18 protein-coding genes are annotated in these 18,973 nt (G+C 63.9%); 11 read left to right on the plus strand and 7 right to left on the minus strand.

Going from position 1 to position 18,973, the window contains the following annotated elements; translation table 11 throughout:
- The first annotated feature begins 312 nt into the window (after nt 1–312).
- The 10 genes from BVH03_RS10255 to BVH03_RS10300 all read left to right on the plus strand — a co-directional run bounded on the left by BVH03_RS10255 (nt 313) and on the right by BVH03_RS10300 (nt 11,989).
- Nucleotides 313–816: an RNA polymerase sigma factor gene (locus tag BVH03_RS10255; RefSeq protein WP_075933306.1), complete on the plus strand. Its 504-nt coding sequence runs from the start codon at nt 313–315 to the stop codon at nt 814–816.
- Nucleotides 817–905: 89 nt separating this feature from the next.
- Nucleotides 906–1,886, plus strand: coding sequence for a FecR domain-containing protein (locus tag BVH03_RS10260; RefSeq protein WP_075961062.1), 981 nt, complete (start codon nt 906–908; stop codon nt 1,884–1,886).
- 127 nt (nt 1,887–2,013) lie between these two features.
- On the plus strand, nt 2,014–5,031 hold the full coding sequence (locus tag BVH03_RS10265; RefSeq protein WP_083640035.1) for a TonB-dependent hemoglobin/transferrin/lactoferrin family receptor: 3,018 nt from the start codon (nt 2,014–2,016) through the stop codon (nt 5,029–5,031).
- 108 nt (nt 5,032–5,139) lie between these two features.
- On the plus strand, nt 5,140–5,709 hold the full coding sequence (locus BVH03_RS10270) for a heme acquisition protein HasA (RefSeq protein WP_075961063.1): 570 nt from the start codon (nt 5,140–5,142) through the stop codon (nt 5,707–5,709).
- Between the two features lie 188 nt (nt 5,710–5,897).
- Complete coding sequence (locus tag BVH03_RS10275; RefSeq protein ID WP_075961064.1) at nt 5,898–7,658, plus strand: type I secretion system permease/ATPase; 1,761 nt, start codon at nt 5,898–5,900, stop codon at nt 7,656–7,658.
- Nucleotides 7,655–8,983 (plus strand): HlyD family type I secretion periplasmic adaptor subunit, encoded by a 1,329-nt coding sequence (locus BVH03_RS10280; protein WP_305883690.1) that lies wholly within the window; start codon nt 7,655–7,657, stop codon nt 8,981–8,983. Before BVH03_RS10275 ends, BVH03_RS10280 begins: the two co-directional genes overlap by 4 nt.
- Nucleotides 8,980–10,317: a TolC family outer membrane protein gene (locus BVH03_RS10285; RefSeq protein ID WP_075961066.1), complete on the plus strand. Its 1,338-nt coding sequence runs from the start codon at nt 8,980–8,982 to the stop codon at nt 10,315–10,317. The genes BVH03_RS10280 and BVH03_RS10285 overlap by 4 nt, the downstream gene beginning before the upstream one ends.
- A gap of 100 nt (nt 10,318–10,417) precedes the next feature.
- Nucleotides 10,418–11,011, plus strand: a complete 594-nt coding sequence (locus BVH03_RS10290; RefSeq protein WP_075961067.1) for a biliverdin-producing heme oxygenase — start codon at nt 10,418–10,420, stop codon at nt 11,009–11,011.
- A complete protein-coding gene (locus tag BVH03_RS10295) occupies nt 11,004–11,417 on the plus strand; it encodes a YbaN family protein (protein ID WP_075961068.1) in 414 nt (137 codons plus the stop codon). The genes BVH03_RS10290 and BVH03_RS10295 overlap by 8 nt, the downstream gene beginning before the upstream one ends.
- A gap of 140 nt (nt 11,418–11,557) precedes the next feature.
- Nucleotides 11,558–11,989, plus strand: a complete 432-nt coding sequence (locus BVH03_RS10300; protein WP_075961069.1) for a GFA family protein — start codon at nt 11,558–11,560, stop codon at nt 11,987–11,989.
- A 79-nt stretch (nt 11,990–12,068) separates the two neighbouring features.
- Here the strand turns inward: BVH03_RS10300 and BVH03_RS10305 are convergent, their stop codons facing one another.
- The 7 genes from BVH03_RS10305 to BVH03_RS10335 form a co-directional block, all read right to left on the minus strand.
- Entirely contained in the window at nt 12,069–12,845 is a 777-nt protein-coding gene (locus BVH03_RS10305) for a MetQ/NlpA family ABC transporter substrate-binding protein (protein ID WP_075961070.1), read from the minus strand.
- Nucleotides 12,846–12,905: 60 nt separating this feature from the next.
- Entirely contained in the window at nt 12,906–13,571 is a 666-nt protein-coding gene (locus tag BVH03_RS10310; RefSeq protein ID WP_143485939.1) for a methionine ABC transporter permease, read from the minus strand.
- Nucleotides 13,571–14,575: a methionine ABC transporter ATP-binding protein gene (locus BVH03_RS10315; RefSeq protein ID WP_075961072.1), complete on the minus strand. Its 1,005-nt coding sequence runs from the start codon at nt 14,573–14,575 to the stop codon at nt 13,571–13,573. Before BVH03_RS10315 ends, BVH03_RS10310 begins: the two co-directional genes overlap by 1 nt.
- Nucleotides 14,576–14,721: 146 nt before the next feature.
- On the minus strand, nt 14,722–15,549 hold the full coding sequence (locus BVH03_RS10320; protein WP_075961073.1) for a hypothetical protein: 828 nt from the start codon (nt 15,547–15,549) through the stop codon (nt 14,722–14,724).
- 84 nt (nt 15,550–15,633) lie between these two features.
- Complete coding sequence (gene znuB / locus BVH03_RS10325) at nt 15,634–16,422, minus strand: zinc ABC transporter permease subunit ZnuB (RefSeq protein WP_075961074.1); 789 nt, start codon at nt 16,420–16,422, stop codon at nt 15,634–15,636.
- Nucleotides 16,415–17,218, minus strand: coding sequence for a zinc ABC transporter ATP-binding protein ZnuC (znuC, locus tag BVH03_RS10330; RefSeq protein ID WP_075961075.1), 804 nt, complete (start codon nt 17,216–17,218; stop codon nt 16,415–16,417). The genes znuB and znuC overlap by 8 nt, the downstream gene beginning before the upstream one ends.
- Nucleotides 17,215–17,715 (minus strand): Fur family transcriptional regulator, encoded by a 501-nt coding sequence (locus BVH03_RS10335; protein ID WP_075961076.1) that lies wholly within the window; start codon nt 17,713–17,715, stop codon nt 17,215–17,217. Before BVH03_RS10335 ends, znuC begins: the two co-directional genes overlap by 4 nt.
- Nucleotides 17,716–17,901: 186 nt before the next feature.
- Between BVH03_RS10335 and znuA the strand changes: the two genes are divergently transcribed.
- Nucleotides 17,902–18,828 (plus strand): zinc ABC transporter substrate-binding protein ZnuA, encoded by a 927-nt coding sequence (gene znuA / locus BVH03_RS10340; RefSeq protein ID WP_075961162.1) that lies wholly within the window; start codon nt 17,902–17,904, stop codon nt 18,826–18,828.
- Nucleotides 18,829–18,973 lie beyond the last annotated feature (145 nt).

Genomic DNA, 18,973 nt, shown 5'->3' on the forward strand with positions numbered 1-18,973 from the left:
CTGCTTTGCCCGCGACCTTCGCCCTGGATATAACCCATAAACGACAATGCCCCTATCAACCGATAGAGGCATTGTCTTCAACTCACCCTCGGACTGCTAGGTTTTCACACAGTCTGACCGGGTCCCATTTTCATGTGCACTGCCGGGTATCAGCGGGGCCGATATTCTGGCCCGCTGTTTTGCGAACACGGCCTGGCGCTCTTTCACGAGCAGCACGGGCGGCGGCAAATGCCTGGATGAAAATGACAATTGAAAACTATTCTCATCTATCGGTAAGATGCCGCCTCTTTCCGCTCAGATCAGGTATGACGAGTGTCGGATCTGGATCTCAAAGGCCTCTTTCAACAGCACGCTCGTGCCTTGCAGAGCTTCCTGCTGCGCAAGAGCCGTGACCCGCACCTGGCTGCCGATCTGGTCCAGGAGAGTTTCCTGCGCTTGAGCGAACAGGCGCGTCACGACCATATCGACAATACCCCAGCCTATCTCTACCGCACCGCACGCAATTTGCTGATCGACCACCTCCGCCAGCAGGAGCGACGCAAGACCGATCTGGTGGGCGACGATGTGCTCAATGCCGTCGAGGATGAAGTCGATAGCCTGGAAGACACCACCGAGAGGCAGCAACGTATGGAGCTGTTGCAGCGTGCGGTGGCCGAGCTGCCACCGCGAACACGCGAAATCTTTCACCTCAACCGCATAGAGGGGCTGACCCACGCCGAGGTCGCCAGGCGCCTGGAAATCAGCGACAGCTCGGTGCAAAAGCACCTGTCCAGAGCGTTGTCTCACGTCATGGAGCGCCTTGGCGCAGGCTCGTGATGGCAAAAATACCGTCATGGTCGGAAACTTTTACGGTAAAACAGCCGCCTGAGCGTCTTCAGTCTTACAAGAGAAAGCCGAGAGCACACGTGAATAGCCCAGACCTGCAGGATCGCGGGATTCGCCAGGCTGCTGCCGAGTGGGCGGTGCGCATGAGCGACTCGCCGCTCGACGCGCACCAGCAGCAGGCGCTACAGGCGTGGCTCGATCTCGATCCGCGCCACGGTGCTGCCCTGCAGTTCGCCAGGCGTACCTGGGGTGATCTGGCCAGCCTGCAAGAGCCGGTTGGCGAACCGCCTCGTCGCTCGCCGGCCCGCTCGGCCGCGGCGCTGCCCAGGCGCCGCTCCCGCCGTGTGCTGCGCTGGTTGAGCAGCGCCTCGCTGGCGGTGGTCGTCACCCTGGTCGGCTGGAACCAGGCACCTGCGGTGTACCTGCCGCTGGTCGCCGATCACCGGACCGTTACCGGTGAGGTGCGCACCGTCGAGTTGCCTGACGGCAGCCTGGCGACACTCGATGCACGCAGCGCCATACGCCTGGACTATACGCCCCAGGCCCGGCGTATCGAGTTGCTTGCCGGTTCGGCGGTATTCCAGACGGCGCCCGTTGGGCCACAGGAAACGCGACCCTTCATCGTCGACAGTAACGGGGGCAAGGCCCAGGCGTTGGGCACACGCTTTCTGGTCAGTCGTGAAAATGGCGGGCAGATGCTCGTCGGCGTCATGCAGCACCGGGTTGCGGTCAGCAAACGGGGTCAGAGCCTGGTTCTCGAGCAGGGGCAGAGTGCGCGGGTCGAGGCTGACGGGCGCATCGAACGCCTGAATCTGGAGCCCTCGCGGGTCAGCAGTTGGCAACGCGGCTTGCTGATTTTCGACCAGGTGCCGCTGCAGCAAGTGGTGACTCAGCTCAACCGTTATCGGGACGGGCACATCTTCGTCGCGGGCGACGGGCTGGCGCAGCGCCGGGTCAGTGGCGTGTTTCGCCTCGATTCGCTGGACGGCGCAGTCGCTACCCTCACGGGCGAGCTGAAGGCCCGCCATGCCGATCTGCGCGGCGTGAGCCTGATCTACTGAGCCAGGCCTGGTTTTTCGGGCTGATCGAATAATTTTCGAAAACGCTTACTGAGTTTTTCCGGCTGCATCGTCTTGCTTGTTGATAGTGATTTTCATTACACGCCAACACAAGAAAAGAGCAGGGTCGATGGCCAACAAGGAAAGGTGTCATTCAAGCAGCGCAACCCGGGGCGTGCTTCGCTGGCGTGGGGTGGCTGGTGGTCTGCTGGTCAGCATGGCACTGGCCTCCGCCAGTAATGTCTGGGCTCAGCAGCCGGCGGCTGCAGTGGGTAACGTGGGCAGCGGCGCAGTCGTCAAGCAGGTCGAGTTCGACATTCCGGCACAGCCGTTGCGCAGTGCCGTGATCGCCTTCGCCGAGCAGGCGCAAATCCAGGTGTTTTTCGACAGCGGCAAGTTGGCAGGTCTGCAGAGCCACGAGCTGCGGGGCCCCTATCCGCCAGAGGAGGGCTTGCGCCTGTTGCTCGGCGGCTTGCCGGTAAGCTACAGCTTCACCGGGGAGCGGCGAATCAATCTGGAGCGCCTGGCCGATGTCGCCGGTACGCTGCAGATCGACACGACCCTGATCGAGTCGACGCGCGATGTCGGCAACGAGTGGATCTACCAGACGCCCCGCTCGGTGAGCGTGATCACCCGCGAGCAGCTCGACCGCAATCCGCCACGGCATGCCGCCGACATGCTGGTCGAGACCCCTGGCGTTTATAGCGCGGTGAGTGCGCAGGACCCCGGCCTGTCGGTGAACATCCGTGGCATGCAGGACTTCGGTCGGGTCAACACGATGATCGACGGCATGCGCCAGAACTTCAACGAGAACGGCCACCAGCAGCGTAATGGCCAGTTGTACGTCGACCCTGAGTTGATCAGTGAAGTGGTCGTCGAAAAAGGACCCAGCTCGGCGCTGAATGGCGCAGGAGCCATTGCCGGTAGTGCCAACTTCGGCACGCTGGGATACGACGACGTCATCCTGCCTGACAATGACGTCGGGGTTCGCCTGCGGGGGATGACGGGTGTCGGCGGTTACGACAACGGTGTCAAATTCATAGGTAGTGCAGCGTTTGCCGGACGCTTGGGCGATTCGCTCGACGTGCTGGTTGCCAAGAGCCAGCGCAATTTCGGCGAGTATGAACCCGGCAGGCGTAAAGAAAACTTCGATTTCTTGCTCAGTGGTGTGCAGGACGGTGCTAACAACGCAGTGGCTGAACAAGTGGTCGACCGCGTTAAGTTCTCGGATCAGAAGCAAGACTCCGATCTATTCAAACTGCGCTGGCATCTAACCCCCGAGCAGTCGATGCAGTTCACCTACATTGGCACTGAAATCAGCTACAACAATGTATCCGACAGGCGAGTCATCAATCCATCAACCGCTCAAGCGCTTGACGGCGACGAAGCCTGGATCAAATACGGCAACGCCGAAGCACGTTCCAAGTCCTACGGTTTCGATTACAGCTTCAACCCTGACTCCGACCTGATCGACCTCAAGGTCAAGTTCTACTACGTGGATACCCGCAATCAGCGCGAGACTGCCGCTGGCCGTCCGGTCTATCAGAACGGCACGAACATGACCGAGTTGGCCTGGCAGATCGGCGTGTGCAATCAAAACCCGGTACAGAATACCTACGCAACGGCCTGCGAGCGTGGTTACGGTAATGAAGCCGACACCTCGATCGAAACCTACGGTTTCACCCTTGATAACACCGCGCGTTTTGCCGTCGCTGGGGTAGAGGGGTTCTCGTTCAACCACGGGCTAGAGTACTTCCAGGATAAAGGCGAATCCACCACGACCAAGGTACGCGAGGGTGCCGATGTCAGCAGAACAGCTGACAATTCGCTCAATCCCAACGGCAAACGCAGCATCGCCAGCGCCTTTGGCAACCTGAAGTGGGAAAACGAGACCTACACCCTTGCAGGTGGGCTTCGCTATGACTACTACCAGCTCAAGGGCAAGACGCGCTTGCCGATTAGCGATTGGACCTATGTATCCAGCTACGATCGGACGCTAGCTGCTTACATCAATAGGCTGGCTCGCTCGATAGAGTTATGCGCCGCAGGTGGACGTGGTTACCAGACTCACTGTAACAATGTGCCGCTGTACGAGCGCTACGTTGCCGACCCTACCAGCGTCCCGAGGTATGAAAGTATCTATCCGGCACAGTGGAGCTCGGTCAACACCCTAGCCGACTACAAGGTCAATAACAGCGAGCACAAAGTGCTGCCCAGCCTTTCTGCCGCTTACCGTCCAACTGACTGGCTGGAACTGTTCAGCAATTGGGGCAAATCCTGGCGCCCGCCAGCACTGACCGAAACTCTGATGCAAGGCAGTCATCCGGGCGATCCCTTCGCCTACATGGTGCCCAACCCTTATGCGAAGACCGAGACATCGCGAAGTTGGGACGTCGGTTTCAATCTGTCTTTCCGGGACGTCATCAGCAGTGGCGATAAGCTGTCCAGCAAGGTGGCCTACTACGACACCCGGGTCGACGATTACATGGTCACCTCCATGGTCAACATCATGCCCGGCTATACCGGTGGGCTGGGCAACACCATGTTCGTCAACAACCTGCTCGAAACCCAGTTCCGCGGTATCGAACTGGAGTTGGACTACGATGCCGGGCGTTGGTACAGCGGTATCAATTACACCCATGTGATCGGTGGCAATAACGACTTCTGCCAGAAAACCTACCCCTTGGGCAGCGGCTACAAGCGCGGCGATATACCGGATGAAAACGGCAACTATCCGGCCGAACACCAAGCCGCCATTGAGGCCGGATATGCCTCTCATGAGGCCTACCTCGATAGTCAGCAACTGTGTGGGGACATGGCCGTCTTCGGCATGAACAGCGCGCGTAACGTCCCGATGGATCGCGGCAGTTGGGTGTTTGGCACCCGTTGGTTCAACCAAGCCCTGGAAGTTGGGACGCGCCTCAATTACAGCGCTGCGGGGGGGCCTGACGAGTACGAGTATGACGTGTGGCCCAGCTATATCACCTGGGATGTGTTCGCCAGCTACCGGATCAACCAGAACTTCATGCTCCGCGCCACGGTGGAAAACCTGCGCGACCGCAGTTACGTCACCGGCTACTCCGATATTTTCTCCAAGTCCTACGGCACCGGTAGAACCGTGATGGCCGGGCTGGAAGTCAATTTCTGATGCCTGGATTACAGGCCGGAAAGATGGCGCGCAGTCATGGCGCCAGTGCGATGGGTACACCATCAACGTGTACCAACCTCAACCGATCTCTATTCATGGAGAACTGAGATGAGCATTACCTACACTTTCAATTCCACCGAGTACTCCAGCGACTTCATTGGCCAGAGCCTGGAAGCATTGCTGCTTGATTTCGAAACCAACGGCGCCGCTGGTGAACATGACAGCGGCAATCCGGGCGGTATCAACACCGGCGGTTTCTATACGGCAGGCGTCGCCTCCGGCTTGGCCGGCGACACGTACGCCCAGTCCAACGGTGAAGGCTTTGCGTTTTCTGCCTACGGTAGCCTGTCGTACAACTTCGCCGCACATTCGCTGACCGGTACCGTGCAATCGATCTCCCTCGGCTCTTACCTGAACACCGATGGCACCGTCGGCGATCCGTTCATCACCTTCAACTTCGACTCGCTGACCTCCGGCACGGAAACAGGCCGCGACAATGCGGTGCACGACGTGATCTGGGGCCTGATGAACGGCTCCGTGCAGGGCGCCGAAGACAGCGCCGGCACGGTGAACGACGGCGGTCTGCTGGCTCTGCTGGATGCTGCCGGCCTGAGCGACGACATCATCACCACCGGTTCGGCCTCGTTCAGCGAGTCCGAGTTGCTGCTGGCGGCCTGATCATCAGGCAATGAAAAAGCGAACGGATGTGTCATCCCGTTCGCTCTGGTAACGCCGTCACGGCCCGTGTTTTCCAAGGACCAGGCTGTGACGGTCACGAATTCTGGGTGTCGCCCGGGCGCCCGTCAATGGCTCCAGGGGATACCGCCAGGCGCGCTGCGCCTGGCATTGCGTCAAGGAGTTCCTGCATGCGCGTGCCCGTTCCCACGGCTGGCAACGAGATAATTCAGGCTCTGCGTGCCTGCCGCTCGGGGCTGCTGCATGTCGGCCTGTTCTCGGCGGTGATCAATCTGTTGATGCTGGCACCAGCACTCTACATGCTACAGGTCTACGACCGCGTGCTCGCCTCGGGCAACGCCATGACGCTGCTGATGCTGACCCTCATCGTGGTCGGCCTGTTCGTGTTCGCCGGGGTGCTGGAGTGGATTCGCAGCCTGGTGGTGATCCGCCTCGGTACACAGTTGGACATGCACCTCAACGCGCGGGTGTTCGACGCCACCTTCGACGCCAACCTGGGCAACAGCCGGCAGACCTCGACCCAGGGGCTGAGCGATCTCACCAGCCTGCGCCAGTTCGCGACCGGCAATGCGCTGTTCGCGTTTTTCGATGCCCCCTGGTTTCCGGTGTATCTGGGCGTGATCTTTCTGTTCAGCCCGTGGCTCGGCCTGCTGGCCCTGGTCGGTGCTCTGGTGTTGGTGGTGCTGGCCTGGCTCAACCAACGCGTGACCCAGGTGCCGCTCGGCGAGGCGTCGCGCCTGTCGATTGCGGCGAATCAGCAGGCCGGCGGCCACCTGCGCCAGGCCGAGGCCATCGAGTCGATGGGCATGCTCACTGCCCTGCGTCAGCGCTGGTTCGCCTTGCATGCCGGCTTTCTCGGCCAGCAGAACCTGGCCAGCGAGAAGACCGCCGCCTTCAGTGCCTGGTCCAAGTACGTGCGCCTGGCGCTTCAGTCACTGGTGCTGGGCCTGGGCGCCTGGTTGGCGCTGGACGGGCTGATCACGCCCGGCATGATGATCGCCGGCTCCATCCTCATGGGCCGGGTGCTGGCACCCATCGACCAGGTGCTCGGTGTCTGGCGACAGTGGAGCAATGCACGGCTGGCCTACGAGCGACTGTCGGCGTTGCTGGTGGCCAACCCGCGACGTCAGGCGGGGATGCCGCTGCCGCCGCCGCGTGGTGCGCTGCGCGTCGAGCAACTCAGTGCCTTTGCCCCGGGAACTCGCACGCCATGCCTGGTCAACCTCGGCTTCGCACTCGAGGCCGGTGAAGTACTCGGTGTGATCGGCCCTTCGGGCTCGGGCAAGTCGTCCCTGGCACGCCTGCTGGTGGGCGTGAGCGCGGCGCAGACCGGCAAGGTTCGGCTGGACGGCGCAGACCTGCAGCAGTGGGACCGCACCGCCCTCGGTGCCCATATCGGCTACCTGCCGCAGGACGTGCAACTGTTCGCCGGCAGCGTGGCCGAGAATATCGCCCGTTTTACCGAGGTGGACGCGGACAAGGTGGTCGCCGCGGCACGCATGGCCGGGGTGCATGACCTGATCCTGCAACTGAGCGACGGCTACGACACGCTTCTAGGCGATGGGGGCACCGGGCTGTCCGGCGGGCAGCGGCAGCGTATCGGCCTGGCCCGGGCGCTGTATGGATTGCCGGCGTTGATCGTGCTCGACGAGCCGAATTCGAATCTCGACGAACCGGGGGAGCAAGCCTTGCTGGCCGCCATTGCCGAGGCCAAGCGGCAAGGCCGCACCCTGGTGCTGATTGCCCACAAGCCGTCGTTACTGGCCAGTACCGACAAGCTGCTGGTGCTGCGCGCCGGGCAGATGCAGGCCTTCGGGCCCGCCGAGCGAGTGCTCCAGGAGCTGCAGCCCAAGGCGCCGCCGGTGGCGGCTGCGGTGCGCAGCACGTCAACGTTCAGCATGAGCTACGGCAGCCAGGGAGTGCCCTCGTGATGGGCGAATCGCTTCGCAAGGAAGGCCAGTTGGCCAATGTACTGCAACTCGACGAGCGGCGTTATTCACGGATGGGCAGCTGGCTGCTGGCCCTCGGGTTTGGCGGCTTTCTGCTCTGGGCCGGCCTGGCTCCGCTCGACAAGGGCGTGGCGGTCAGCGGCAACGTGGTGGTCGCCGGCAATCGTCAGGCTGTGCAGCACCCTTCCGGCGGTGTGGTGCAGCGCCTGCTGGTTCGTGATGGTGATCAGGTCGAGGCCGGCCAGGTACTGCTGCGCATGGATGCCACGCAGATCGGCGCTCAGCGCGAAGCGTTATTCGTCCAGCACGTCGGCGCACTGATCAGCACCGCCCGGCTGGAGGCCGAGCGCGACGGCCTGACGGATTTCGCCCTGCCGGCTGGCGTCGGTGCCATGACGGACCCGCGCGTCGAGGCGACCGTCGCCCTGCAGCGCCAGTTGCTCGCCAGCCGTCGGGCCGCACTGCGCCTGGAACTCGAAGGCCTGCAGGAGAGCATTGCCGGCAGCCAGGCCGTGCTCGAGGGGTTGCAGGCCGCCAGAGCGCACAAGGACGAGCAACGCAGCAGCATGCAGACCCAGTTGCAGGGGCTGCGCGAGTTGGCGCGTGACGGCTACGTGGCGCGCAATCGTCTGCTCGAGAACGAGCGACTGTATGCCCAGCTCAATGGTGATATCTCCCAAGACCTCGGCACCATCGGCCGCACCCAGCGGCAGATTCTCGAACTGCGCCTGCGTGCCGCCCAGCGTGGCGAGGAATATCAGCAGGACGTGCGTCAGCAACTCGCCGACGCCCGCCTCAGGGTCGAGGAGCTGGGCAGTCGCCTGAGCGCCGCCGACTTCGAACTCGCCCATACCGAGGTCCGCGCCCCTGCTGGCGGTACGGTGGTCGGGCTCGATGTGTTCACCGAAGGCGGGGTGATCGCGCCAGGACAAGTGCTGATGGAGATCGTCCCACAGGATGCGCCCTTGCTGGTCGACGCCCGAGCGCCGGTGGAACTGGTCGACAAGCTGCAGCCTGGCCTGGACGTGGAGCTGCTGTTCGTGGCCTTCAACCAGAGCCGCACGCCGCGGGTCAACGGCAAGGTGACCCTGGTCTCCGCCGACCGCCTGCTCGACGAGAAGACCGATCAGCCCTACTACCGGCTGCGTGTGCAGGTGGATGACGATGGTTTGCGCCAGTTGCAGGGCCAGACGATTCGCCCCGGCATGCCGGTGCAGGCCTTCGTGCGCACGGGTGAGCGCTCGTTGCTCAACTACCTGTTCAAGCCGCTGACCGATCGTACCCACATGGCGCTGGTGGAAGAATGAAGCCTTCGAACGTCGCCGTCAGGCTCTTGGTTTTGCTGATTGGTGCGTTGCTGACTGCTCCGGGCTTCGCATTCGGTGTGATGGACGCCTACGCCCTGGCCCTGCGCAACGACCCGACCTTCCGCGCCGCCACCCATGAGCGGGATGCCGGTGTGGAGAATCTGGCCATCGGCAGGGCCGGGTTGTTGCCGAGCCTTTCCTACAACTATCGCAAGGCCCGTAACGAGTCGGAGGTGACCGCTGGCGAGGTGACCCTCGACCGCGACTACAGCAGTTATTCCTCGACGCTGACCTTGCAGCAACCCTTGTTCGACTACGCCGCCTGGGCCGAATACCGCCAGGGCGTCGCCAAGGCGGCATTGGCCGACGAGCGCTTGCGCGGCCGTGGTCAGGAACTGGTGGTGCGCGTGTTCGCGGCCTACAGCCAGGCCTTGCTGGCCGGCGAGCAGATCGAGCTGGCGGCGGCCCAGCGGCGCGCCTATGCCGAGCAGCTCAAGCTCAACCAGCGTACGTTCGAGGCCGGCGAGGGCACCCGTACCGATCTGCTGGAAACCCGCGCCCGCCACGACCTGTCTCGCGCGCAGGAGATCGAGGCGCAGGACGCGCTGGATGCTGCGCTGCGCGAACTGCAGGCGATCATTGGTGAGCCGGTGGAGCTGCAGCAATTGACGCCGCTGAGCGGCCCGTTCAGCGCCGAACCCTTGGCGCCGGCTCGCTTCGACGGATGGCGCGATATGGCCCTGGTGCACAATGCCGACCTCGCCGGCCAGCGCCACGGCCTGACCGTGGCTGAGCAGGAGGTCGAGCGTCAGCGCGCCGGGCACCTGCCAACCCTCGGCCTGTACGCCACCTCGCGGCAGACCCGCTCCGATTCGGAAAGCACCTACAACCAGAAATACGACACCGACAGCATCGGTATCCAGCTCAGCATGCCGCTGTTCGCCGGCGGTGGTGTATCGGCAGCCAGGCGTCAGGCTTCGGCGTCCTACGAGCAGGCTCGCTATGAGTTCGATGCCCGGCGCGACGAAGTGCTTGTAGACCTGCGACGGCAGTTCAACCTGTGCGCGAGCAGCACGGCCAAGGTGCGCGCCTATGAGCTGGCAGTGGAATCGGCGAGTTCGCTGATCGACGCAACCCGCAAGAGCGTGACCGGTGGCGAACGGGTCAACCGCGACGTGCTCGATGCCGAACAGCAGCTCTATAGCGCTCGGCGGGATTTGGCCGAGGCACGTTATGGCTACCTGCGCGCCTGGTTGCAGTTGCGCTACCTGGCTGGCGTGCTCGGTGAGGCGGACCTGCAGCACTTGAACCGCTATTTTCCGGGCCGGGCGTAATATTTGAGCCGTGCTCGGTTACCGACTTTTTCCCACTGGTTCGTCAGTTATCTACATGATGCCGAGCACCGCCCGGCAGGCCCCGTCCAAGGAGAGACCGATGACCGCCCAACCGGCACAGCTTGCCCACCCTCTGCGCTCGCAACGCCTCAACCAGTTGACCCACCAGCCGCACAGCCGGCTCGATGCGCTGGTGAAGAGCCATGATCCCTTTGCCAGCCCGGAGCGTTTCGCGCGCTTCGTCGCTGCGCAATACCTGTTCCAGTACGACCTGGAGAGGCTCTACAACGATCCGGCACTGGTCGCGCTGATACCGGACCTGCCCGCTCGTTGCCGCCTCCAGCAGGCGCGTCTGGACCTGGCTGATCTCGGCTTGGCGATTCCCGAGGGTGACGAGGCCATCCGCAGTCGTTCGCTCGGGCTCGGTGCCGCGCTGGCCTGGTTATTCGTGTCCGAGGGCTCCAAGCTGGGCGCGGCCTTCCTGCTCAAGCGCATGCCCGCTTTGGGCTTGAGCGAAACGTTCGGGGCGCGGCATCTGGGCGAGCCCGAGGGTGGGCGGGCGCAAGGCTGGAAATCCTTCATCGCAACCCTCGACGGCGTCGAGCTGGACGAGCGTCAGGAACGTGAAGCCGAGGCTGCCGCCATTGCCGCCTTCGAACGTTTCACCGAGCACCTGGAGCGCTGCTTTGCCTGAGTCGCCTCACGCCCCGGCCAGCGGCTGGACGCGCTGGCTGTGGCTGGCGCTCGCCTACCTGTGCATTGGTATGGCCGCGCTGGGCGTACTGGTGCCAGGCCTGCCGACCACCGAGTTCGTGCTGCTGGCCGCCTGGACCGCGTCGCGCAGTTCGCCACGGCTCAGCGCCTGGCTGGAAAACCATCGGCTGTTCGGCCCGCTGCTGCGCAACTGGCGAGATGGTGGCGTGATCACCCGGCGTACCAAGCTGGCGGCCAGCCTGAGCATGCTGGTGGCGTTGGCCATCATGATTCTGACGGTGGCGCATACACCGTCAGTGATCTTCGCCGGGCTGGGCATGAGTTGCGGTGCGCTGTGGATCTGGTCACGACCGGAGCGCCCCCGCAAAGACCATCACGTCTCGTAGCCCTTGGTTGAGCGCAGCGATACCCTGGGTAGATCGGAAGTTTTTGGGGCAACTGTTCCTGGGTATCGCTAAGCGCAACGCCAGGCTACCTGTTCGGTATTTAGCTTATGCTGTGCGCCTGTGCGAACGAGGGCCTGGCGATGAACAAGAATATCGGCGAGATCAACGGCGCCTGCCATTGCGGCGGCGTGCGCTTTCACGTGGCGCTCAGCGATGGCCTGCACACGGCACGGCGCTGTACCTGTTCCTATTGCCGGATGCGCGGCGCGGTAGCGGTTTCGGCCGAGCTGGCCGACTTTCGCATTCTTCAGGGTGTCGATCTGCTGACCACCTATCGTTTCAATACCGGGAGCGCCGAGCATTTCTTCTGCTCGCATTGCGGTATCTACACCCACCACCAGCGTCGTTCCAATCCCCATCAGTACGGCGTCAACGTCGCCTGCCTGGAGGGCATCAGCCCGTTCGATTTCCAGGAAGTGCCGGTCAGCGATGGCATCGCCCATCCCAAGGACGATCCCCGCGGAGCCGGCCCGCGACAGGCCGGGGTGCTGCGCTTCATTCCAGCCGACTGAAAACCCGGGCCACAGAGATGAAAATGCCGCGTGGCCCGGAGGCGACGCGGCATTGGTTGCAGCGGTTGCGTAGCGGCGATCAGAACGCCGGAACCACCGCACCTTTGTATTTTTCCAGGATGAAGGCTTTCACTTCATCGCTGTGCAGGGCCTTGACCAGCTTCTGCACGGCGGGGCTGTCCTTGTTGTCTTCGCGGGTCACCAGGATGTTGACGTACGGCGAGTCGCTGCCTTCGATGGCCAGGGCATCCTGGGTCGGGTTCAGCTTGGCTTCCAGGGCGTAGTTGGTGTTGATCAGCGCCAGGTCGACCTGGGTCAGTACCCGCGGCAGGGTTGCGGCTTCCAGTTCACGCACCTTGATGCCTTTCGGGTTCTCGGCGATGTCCTTCGGGGTGGACAGGATGTTGGTCGGATCCTTCAGGGTGATCACGCCGGCTTTCTGCAGTAGCAGCAGGGCACGGCCGCCGTTGGTGGCGTCGTTGGGGATCACCACGTTGGCGCCTTGCGGCAGGTCTTTGAGGGCCTTGATCTTGCTGGAGTAGGCACCGAACGGCTCGACGTGCACGCCACCGACGCTGACCAGGTTGGTGCCACGGCTCTTGTTGAACTCGTCCAGGTACGGCTGGTGCTGGAAGAAGTTGGCGTCCAGGCGCTTCTCGGCGACCTGTACGTTGGGCTGCACGTAGTCGGTGAAGACTTTCACGTCCAGCTCCACGCCTTCCTTGGCCAGCGCCGGTTTGACGAAATTGAGGATCTCGGCGTGCGGAACGGCCGAGGCGGCGACGCGCAGGGCTTCAGCCTGGGCGGCGCTGGAGAAGGCTGCGACGACAGCCAGGGCAGTGAGCAGTTTTTTCATCGTTGACTCCTTGAAGTGAGATGGCGTGGCGGCAGGCTGCCGTTGGCCCTTCCAGCTGTTTCATTTACGGGAAAAATGCACCACCAGGCGGTCGCCGATGGTTTGCAGAATCTGTACGAGCACCACCAACAGCGCCACGGTCACGAACATCACGTCCGGCTGATAACGCTGGTAGCCGTAACGCACCGCCAGGTCGCCCAGGCCGCCGCCGCCGATCAGGCCGCTCATCGCGGTGTACGACACCAGGGTGATGGCGGTGACGGTAACGGCCGCCAGGATGCCGGGCAGGGCTTCGGGCAGCAGGGCGTTGAAGATGATCTGCCGGGTGCTGGCGCCCATCGCCTGGGTCGCTTCGATGATGCCGCGGTCGACCTCGCGCAGAGCGGTTTCCACCAGGCGCGCGAAGAACGGCGTGGCGCCGACCACCAGCGGTGGAATGGCTCCGGCAACGCCCAGGGAGGTGCCGGTGATCACCACCGTGACCGGGATCAGCAGGATCAGCAGGATCACGAACGGCACCGAACGCAGCACGTTAACCACCAGGGAAATCACCGCGTACAGGCCTTTCTGTTCGAACATCTGCCGCGGGCCGGTGAGGAACAGCAACACGCCCAGGGGCAGGCCGAACAGCACGGTAAACAGCATGGAGCCGCCGAGCATGTTCAGGGTATCGAGACTGGCCTGCCAGATTTCCAGCCAGTCGACGTTGGGGAGCAAGGTTTCCATCAGCGCAGGACCTCCAGGTGCACGTCAGCCGCTTCGAAGCGGGCGAGGGCGGCGTCGATGTCACCGCCGGTCAGGGCCAGGGTCAGCTGGCCGTAGGGCGTGTCCTTGATGCGGTCGATGCGCCCGGCGAGGATGCTGTAGTCGATGCCGGTTTCCCGCGCCACCTGGCCCAGAACCGGCGAGTAGGTGGACTCGCCAATGAAGGTCAGGCGCAGGATGCGGCCCTGCACGTGGGCGAAGTCATCGCGCTGATCGTCCTCATCGACGTGCTCGGCTTCCTGCACGAAGCGTTTGGTGGTGGCGTGCTGCGGGTGCAGGAACACCTCGGCCACCGGGCCCTGCTCGACGATCACGCCGGCATCCATGACCGCCACGCGATCACAGACGCGGCGAATCACGTCCATCTCGTGGGTGATCAGTACGATGGTCAGGCCCAGTTCGCGGTTGATCTCGGCCAGCAGTTGCAGCACCGAGGCGGTGGTCTGCGGGTCGAGGGCGCTGGTGGCCTCGTCGCACAAGAGGATCTTCGGCCGCGTGGCCAGGGCGCGGGCGATGCCGACACGCTGCTTCTGGCCGCCGGAGAGCTGCGCCGGGTACTTGTTGGCATGGTCCTTGAGGCCGACGCGCTCGAGCAGGGCGGCGACGCGCTGGTCGATTTCCCTGGCTGGCATACCCGCCAGCTTCAGCGGCATGCCGACGTTGGCGGCAACGGTCTTGGAAGACAGCAGGTTGAAGTGCTGGAAGATCATGCCCACTTGCTGACGGAATTTGCGCAGGCCGTCGGCGCCCAGGGCAGTGACGTCCACGCCGTCGATGTCGATGCGTCCGCCGGAGGGCTCCTCGAGGCGGTTGATCAGGCGCAGCAGGGTGCTCTTGCCAGCACCGGAATGGCCGATGATGCCGAACACTTCGCCACGTTGGATATGCAGGTCGCAGGGTTGCAGGGCGGGAATATCGCGGCCACTGACGCGATACGCCTTGTGAACCTGATGAAAGTCGATCACGCGTTAAACCTTTTGGGTTCTTCGTTCTGCCGGGTAGGCATGAGCATAAAATGATTGCCAGTTTACCCGGCGCTGCTTAGGCCTCAAAAATCTTTGTAGGCCTATGTTTATATCTAAAAAGCTGGATTCAAGCCCGGCTCGAAACCTTACTGGCCCCGGGCGCGCAAGATCAGGCGCGGCACCTGAACCGGTTTGACGGCGTGGCTGAGCACAAGTTTGAACGTCGGGTCGAGCTTCATCACCCGCGCTTCGAGCAGGGTCGTCACGCGGCGCAGGTCTTCGGCGCTGCGCACCTGGACATGCACGCTGCGGTCGAAGGCCACCGCATCGGCGGCCACGGCATCCAGGCGTTCGAACAGCGCCGCCTCGTCACGGCTGTCGAGCATCGCCAGGCTGACGTCGCTGCGCTTGTCTGCAGGGTCGATCAATTGCGCCGGCACCTGCGCATGCGTGCCATCGGCTGCACGGCTGGCGGCGGCTTGCGCTTCGGCGGCCTGGCGCAGCAGGCGCAGTTGCTCCTGGCGTGCCGCCTGGGCCTGCTCACCAGCCTGGCGCGCCTGCTCGACGGCGCTCAGTTCGGCTTGGCGGGCCTTGCCGATGGCGCCATCCAGCCCAGTGGTCAGAGCTGGCGCCTTGGGCATCAGGGTGCGCGCGTGGGCAAGGGATTTGGCAGCCTTGTCCAGGTCGCCGGCTTCCAGGGCTTTCTGGCCTTCCTGCAGGTACGCCTCGGAGAGCTGGCGCTGGGCCTGCAATGGCTTAGCGGAATCGCCCTCTGCCTGCAGCGCGGGTAACTGGCCTTCGGCCTCGGCCAACTGGCCGGCGGCCAGATGTGCCTCGAACTGCTCCTGGGCGCCCGGCGCCGCGGCAGCTTCAGTCGGGGCTGGCGCCGGCTCGGCTGCCTGTTGGGTCTGGCAGCCAGCGGTCAGCAGGGCCAGCACGGCCAGGGCGGCGCAGCGTGAAGGGAACGATGTCATGGCTGCGGGTCTCGGTTTGTGCAAAAAATACGCAATTCTACACGGCGGCCGGCGGGCTACCAAATGTGCCATCACGGCGGGGTGTCAGGCCTTGCGGCGTGGTAGCAGAAAGCTCAGCAGGAACAGGCTGGCGGCCGCCACCACGATCGATGGCCCGGCCGGGGTGTCCTTGAACCACGACAGGCTCAGACCACAACACACCGCAATGATGCCCAGCAGGCTGGCACCGAAGGCCATCTGCTCGGGCGTGCGAGCGTGCCGCTGGGCGGCGGCGGCGGGGATGATCAACAGCGAGGTGATCAGCAGCACGCCGACGATCTTCATGGCCACGGCGATGACGATGGCGATCAGCAGCATCAGGCCCAGGCGGATGACGGCTACCGGCAGGCCTTCCACGCGCGCCAGCTCCTCGTGCACGGTGATCGCCAGCAGCGGGCGCCACATCAGCACCAGCAGCACCAGCACCAGGGCGCTGCCGGCGAGGATCCAGGCCAGATCCGTGGGGCTCACCGCCAGCAGGTCGCCGAACAGGTAGCCCATCAGGTCGATACGCACGTCACGCATGAAGCTCAGCACCACCAGGCCCAGGGACAGGGTGCTGTGGGCGAGGATGCCGAGCAGGGTATCGCTGGCCAGCGGCTGGCGGGTCTGCAGGGTCACCAGCAGGATCGCCAGCAGCACGCAGCCGACGGTCACCGCAAAGGTCAGGTTGACGTCCAGCATCAACCCCAGTGCCACGCCCAGCAGCGCGGCATGGGACAGGGTATCGCCGAAGTAGGCCATGCGCCGCCATACCACGAAGGAACCGAGAGGGCCGGCGACCAGGGCCAGGGCGAGGCCGGCGAGCAGGGCGTTGAGCAGAAAGTCAGCCATGCTTGCAGCCGTCTCCATGGATGTGAGGGCGGACCGGGCCGTGGATGGTCAGCCCCGGTTTGTCGCTGACCACGCCGCCGTGCAGGTCATGTTCGTGGTCATGGTGGTGGTGATAGACGGCCAGGCTCTGGGCGTCGCGACCGAACAGCTCGACGAAGGCCGGATCGAAGCTGACCTGCTCCGGATGCCCCGAGCAGCACACGTGGCGGTTCAGGCAGACCACCTGATCGGTGGTGCTCATCACCAGATGCAGGTCGTGGGAAACCATCAGCACGCCGCAGCCATGGCGGTCGCGCAGGCGGGTGATCAGCCGGTACAGCTCGGCCTGGCCGGCGACGTCGACACCCTGCACCGGCTCGTCGAGCACCAGCAACTGGGGTTCACGCAACAGCGCACGGGCCAGCAACACGCGCTGCATTTCCCCGCCGGAAATGCCCTGTAGCGGGCTGTCGAGCACCTGGCTGGCGCCCACTTCGGCCAGGGCAGCCTGGGCACGCGGGCGATCGACGCCGGGCACCAGGCGCAGGAAGCGCAGCACGCTGAGTGGCAGGGTCGGGTCAACGTGGAGTTTTTGCGGCATATAGCCGATGCGCAGCTTCGGCTTGCGCCACACCGTGCCGCTGTCGGGGGTCAGCAGGCCGAGCACGGCGCGTACCAGGGTGGTCTTGCCGGCGCCGTTGGGGCCGATCAGGGTGACGATCTGCCCGGGCTGGATGGTCAGTTCGACCTTGTCGAGAACGGTCTGCCCGGTGAAACCGACAGTCAGGCCTTCGAGGCGTATCAGCGCGTCGCTCATTTCTTGCCTTGACAGCCTGCGCACAGGCCGACGACTTCCACGGTCTGGTGTTCTACCGCAAAGCCAACGCCCTTGGCGCCGCGCACGATGGCGTCGCTGATGGCGGTCTGTTCCAGCTCGACGGCGGTGCTGCAACTGCGGCAGATCAGGAACTGGCTCTGGTGTGCGTGGGCCGGGTGGCTGCAGCCGACGAAGGCGTTGAGCGAGGCGATGCGGTGTACCAGGCCGTTTTCCAGCAGGAAATCCAGAGCCCGGTAGACCGTTGGCGGCGCGGCGCGGCGGCCGTCTTCCTCGCTGAGCACGCCGAGGATGTCATAAGCGCCCAGCGGTTTGTGGCTGGCCCAGACCAGCTCCAGCACGCGCTTGCGCAGGGCGGTCAGGCGCAGGCCTTGGCGCGCGCAGATGACCTCGGCCTCGGCCAGCGCATGGCTGACGCAGTGGGAGTGATCGTGGGGACGCGATGCCAGTGGCGGCACGACGCTGGCGGGTTTGTACATGGCGTGGGCCTCGAAACGTAGGACGTTATTCTATTACGCATTGGCCGCCCGGCGCCACGCTTCACCCAGCCAGCCCGTCGATGCATTTCGACGACGAACATAAAGAGATGTTATTGTATTACTCCTTTTTGCCCGTGACCGAATCTCCTGCCTATGTTGCCGCGCCTGCTCTCTCCGCGACCGTTGATGATCTCCTTCGCCCTGCTGTTTGCCGTGGGTTCTGCCCAAGCCGAGGTGCGCGTGCTGACCAGCATCAAGCCCTTGCAGCTGATTGCCGCCGCGGTGCAGGACGGCGTGGGCGAGCCTGACGTACTGTTGCCGCCGGGCGCGTCACCGCACCACTACGCGTTGCGCCCATCCGACATGCGCCGGGTGCAGGAAGTGGACCTGCTGTACTGGATCGGTCCGGACATGGAAAGCTTCATGCCCCGCGTACTGGCGACCCGCGAGAAGCCCAGTGTGGCGGTGCAGAGTCTGCCGGACATGACATTGCGTCACTTCGGCGAGGAGCATGGCCACGATCACGATCACGATCACGAGGCCGAGCAAGCGCCGGCAGCCGCCGACGAGCATGACCATGACCATCGCCCCGGCAGCCTGGACGCCCACCTGTGGTTATCGTCGGCCAATGCCCGGGTGATCGCCGCGCGCATGGCGGCGGATCTGGCCAAGGCCGACCCGGCCAACGCCGCGCGCTATCAGGCCAACCTGGAATCGTTCGGCAAGCGCCTGGACGTTCTGGAACCCCGGCTGAAGGTTCAGCTGGAGCCCTTGGCTGCCAAGCCGTATTTCGTGTTCCACGAAGCCTTCGATTACTTCGAGGCGGCCCACGGCCTCAAGCATGTCGGCGTATTCAGCGTCGCCAGCGAAGTGCAGCCCGGCGCCCGCCATGTGGCGGCCATGCGTGAGCGCTTGCAGGAAGTTGGGCCGAGCTGCGTGTTCAGTGAGCCGCCGCTGCGCCCACGCCTGGCCGAAACCCTGACCGCGGGGCTTCCGGCGACGCTGGCCGAGCTGGACGCCATGGGCACCACTGCGCCCATCAATGCCGACGGTTACCAGACCATGCTGCAGACCCTGGCCGATGGCTTCAGCGGCTGCCTTGGCAAGCTCTGAGAACCTGTTCACGATCGTTATGCGCCTGAAGCGGCAATGACAAGGCAGTAGCGGTCATCGGCGCAGTATCTGTGGGAGCGGTGAACGGCCGCTTCCGCCAATTAGCGGCCAAAATCGGCGAGCCTGGGCCGAAAGATTATGAGCA

The organism is Pseudomonas sp. PA15(2017) (assembly GCF_001945395.1).
GTDB lineage: Bacteria > Pseudomonadota > Gammaproteobacteria > Pseudomonadales > Pseudomonadaceae > Aquipseudomonas.

Coding starts and splice junctions, on each gene's coding strand:
- BVH03_RS10265 (WP_083640035.1), top strand. CDS start 2,014: ATGGCCAACAAGGAAAGGTGTCATTCAAGCAGCGCAACCCGGGGCGTG.
- BVH03_RS10270 (WP_075961063.1), top strand. CDS start 5,140: ATGAGCATTACCTACACTTTCAATTCCACCGAGTACTCCAGCGACTTC.
- BVH03_RS10275 (WP_075961064.1), top strand. CDS start 5,898: ATGCGCGTGCCCGTTCCCACGGCTGGCAACGAGATAATTCAGGCTCTG.
- BVH03_RS10285 (WP_075961066.1), top strand. CDS start 8,980: ATGAAGCCTTCGAACGTCGCCGTCAGGCTCTTGGTTTTGCTGATTGGT.
- BVH03_RS10290 (WP_075961067.1), top strand. CDS start 10,418: ATGACCGCCCAACCGGCACAGCTTGCCCACCCTCTGCGCTCGCAACGC.
- BVH03_RS10300 (WP_075961069.1), top strand. CDS start 11,558: ATGAACAAGAATATCGGCGAGATCAACGGCGCCTGCCATTGCGGCGGC.
- BVH03_RS10305 (WP_075961070.1), bottom strand. CDS start 12,845: ATGAAAAAACTGCTCACTGCCCTGGCTGTCGTCGCAGCCTTCTCCAGC.
- BVH03_RS10310 (WP_143485939.1), bottom strand. CDS start 13,571: ATGGAAACCTTGCTCCCCAACGTCGACTGGCTGGAAATCTGGCAGGCC.
- BVH03_RS10320 (WP_075961073.1), bottom strand. CDS start 15,549: ATGACATCGTTCCCTTCACGCTGCGCCGCCCTGGCCGTGCTGGCCCTG.
- znuB (WP_075961074.1), bottom strand. CDS start 16,422: ATGGCTGACTTTCTGCTCAACGCCCTGCTCGCCGGCCTCGCCCTGGCC.
- znuC (WP_075961075.1), bottom strand. CDS start 17,218: ATGAGCGACGCGCTGATACGCCTCGAAGGCCTGACTGTCGGTTTCACC.
- BVH03_RS10335 (WP_075961076.1), bottom strand. CDS start 17,715: ATGTACAAACCCGCCAGCGTCGTGCCGCCACTGGCATCGCGTCCCCAC.
- znuA (WP_075961162.1), top strand. CDS start 17,902: ATGATCTCCTTCGCCCTGCTGTTTGCCGTGGGTTCTGCCCAAGCCGAG.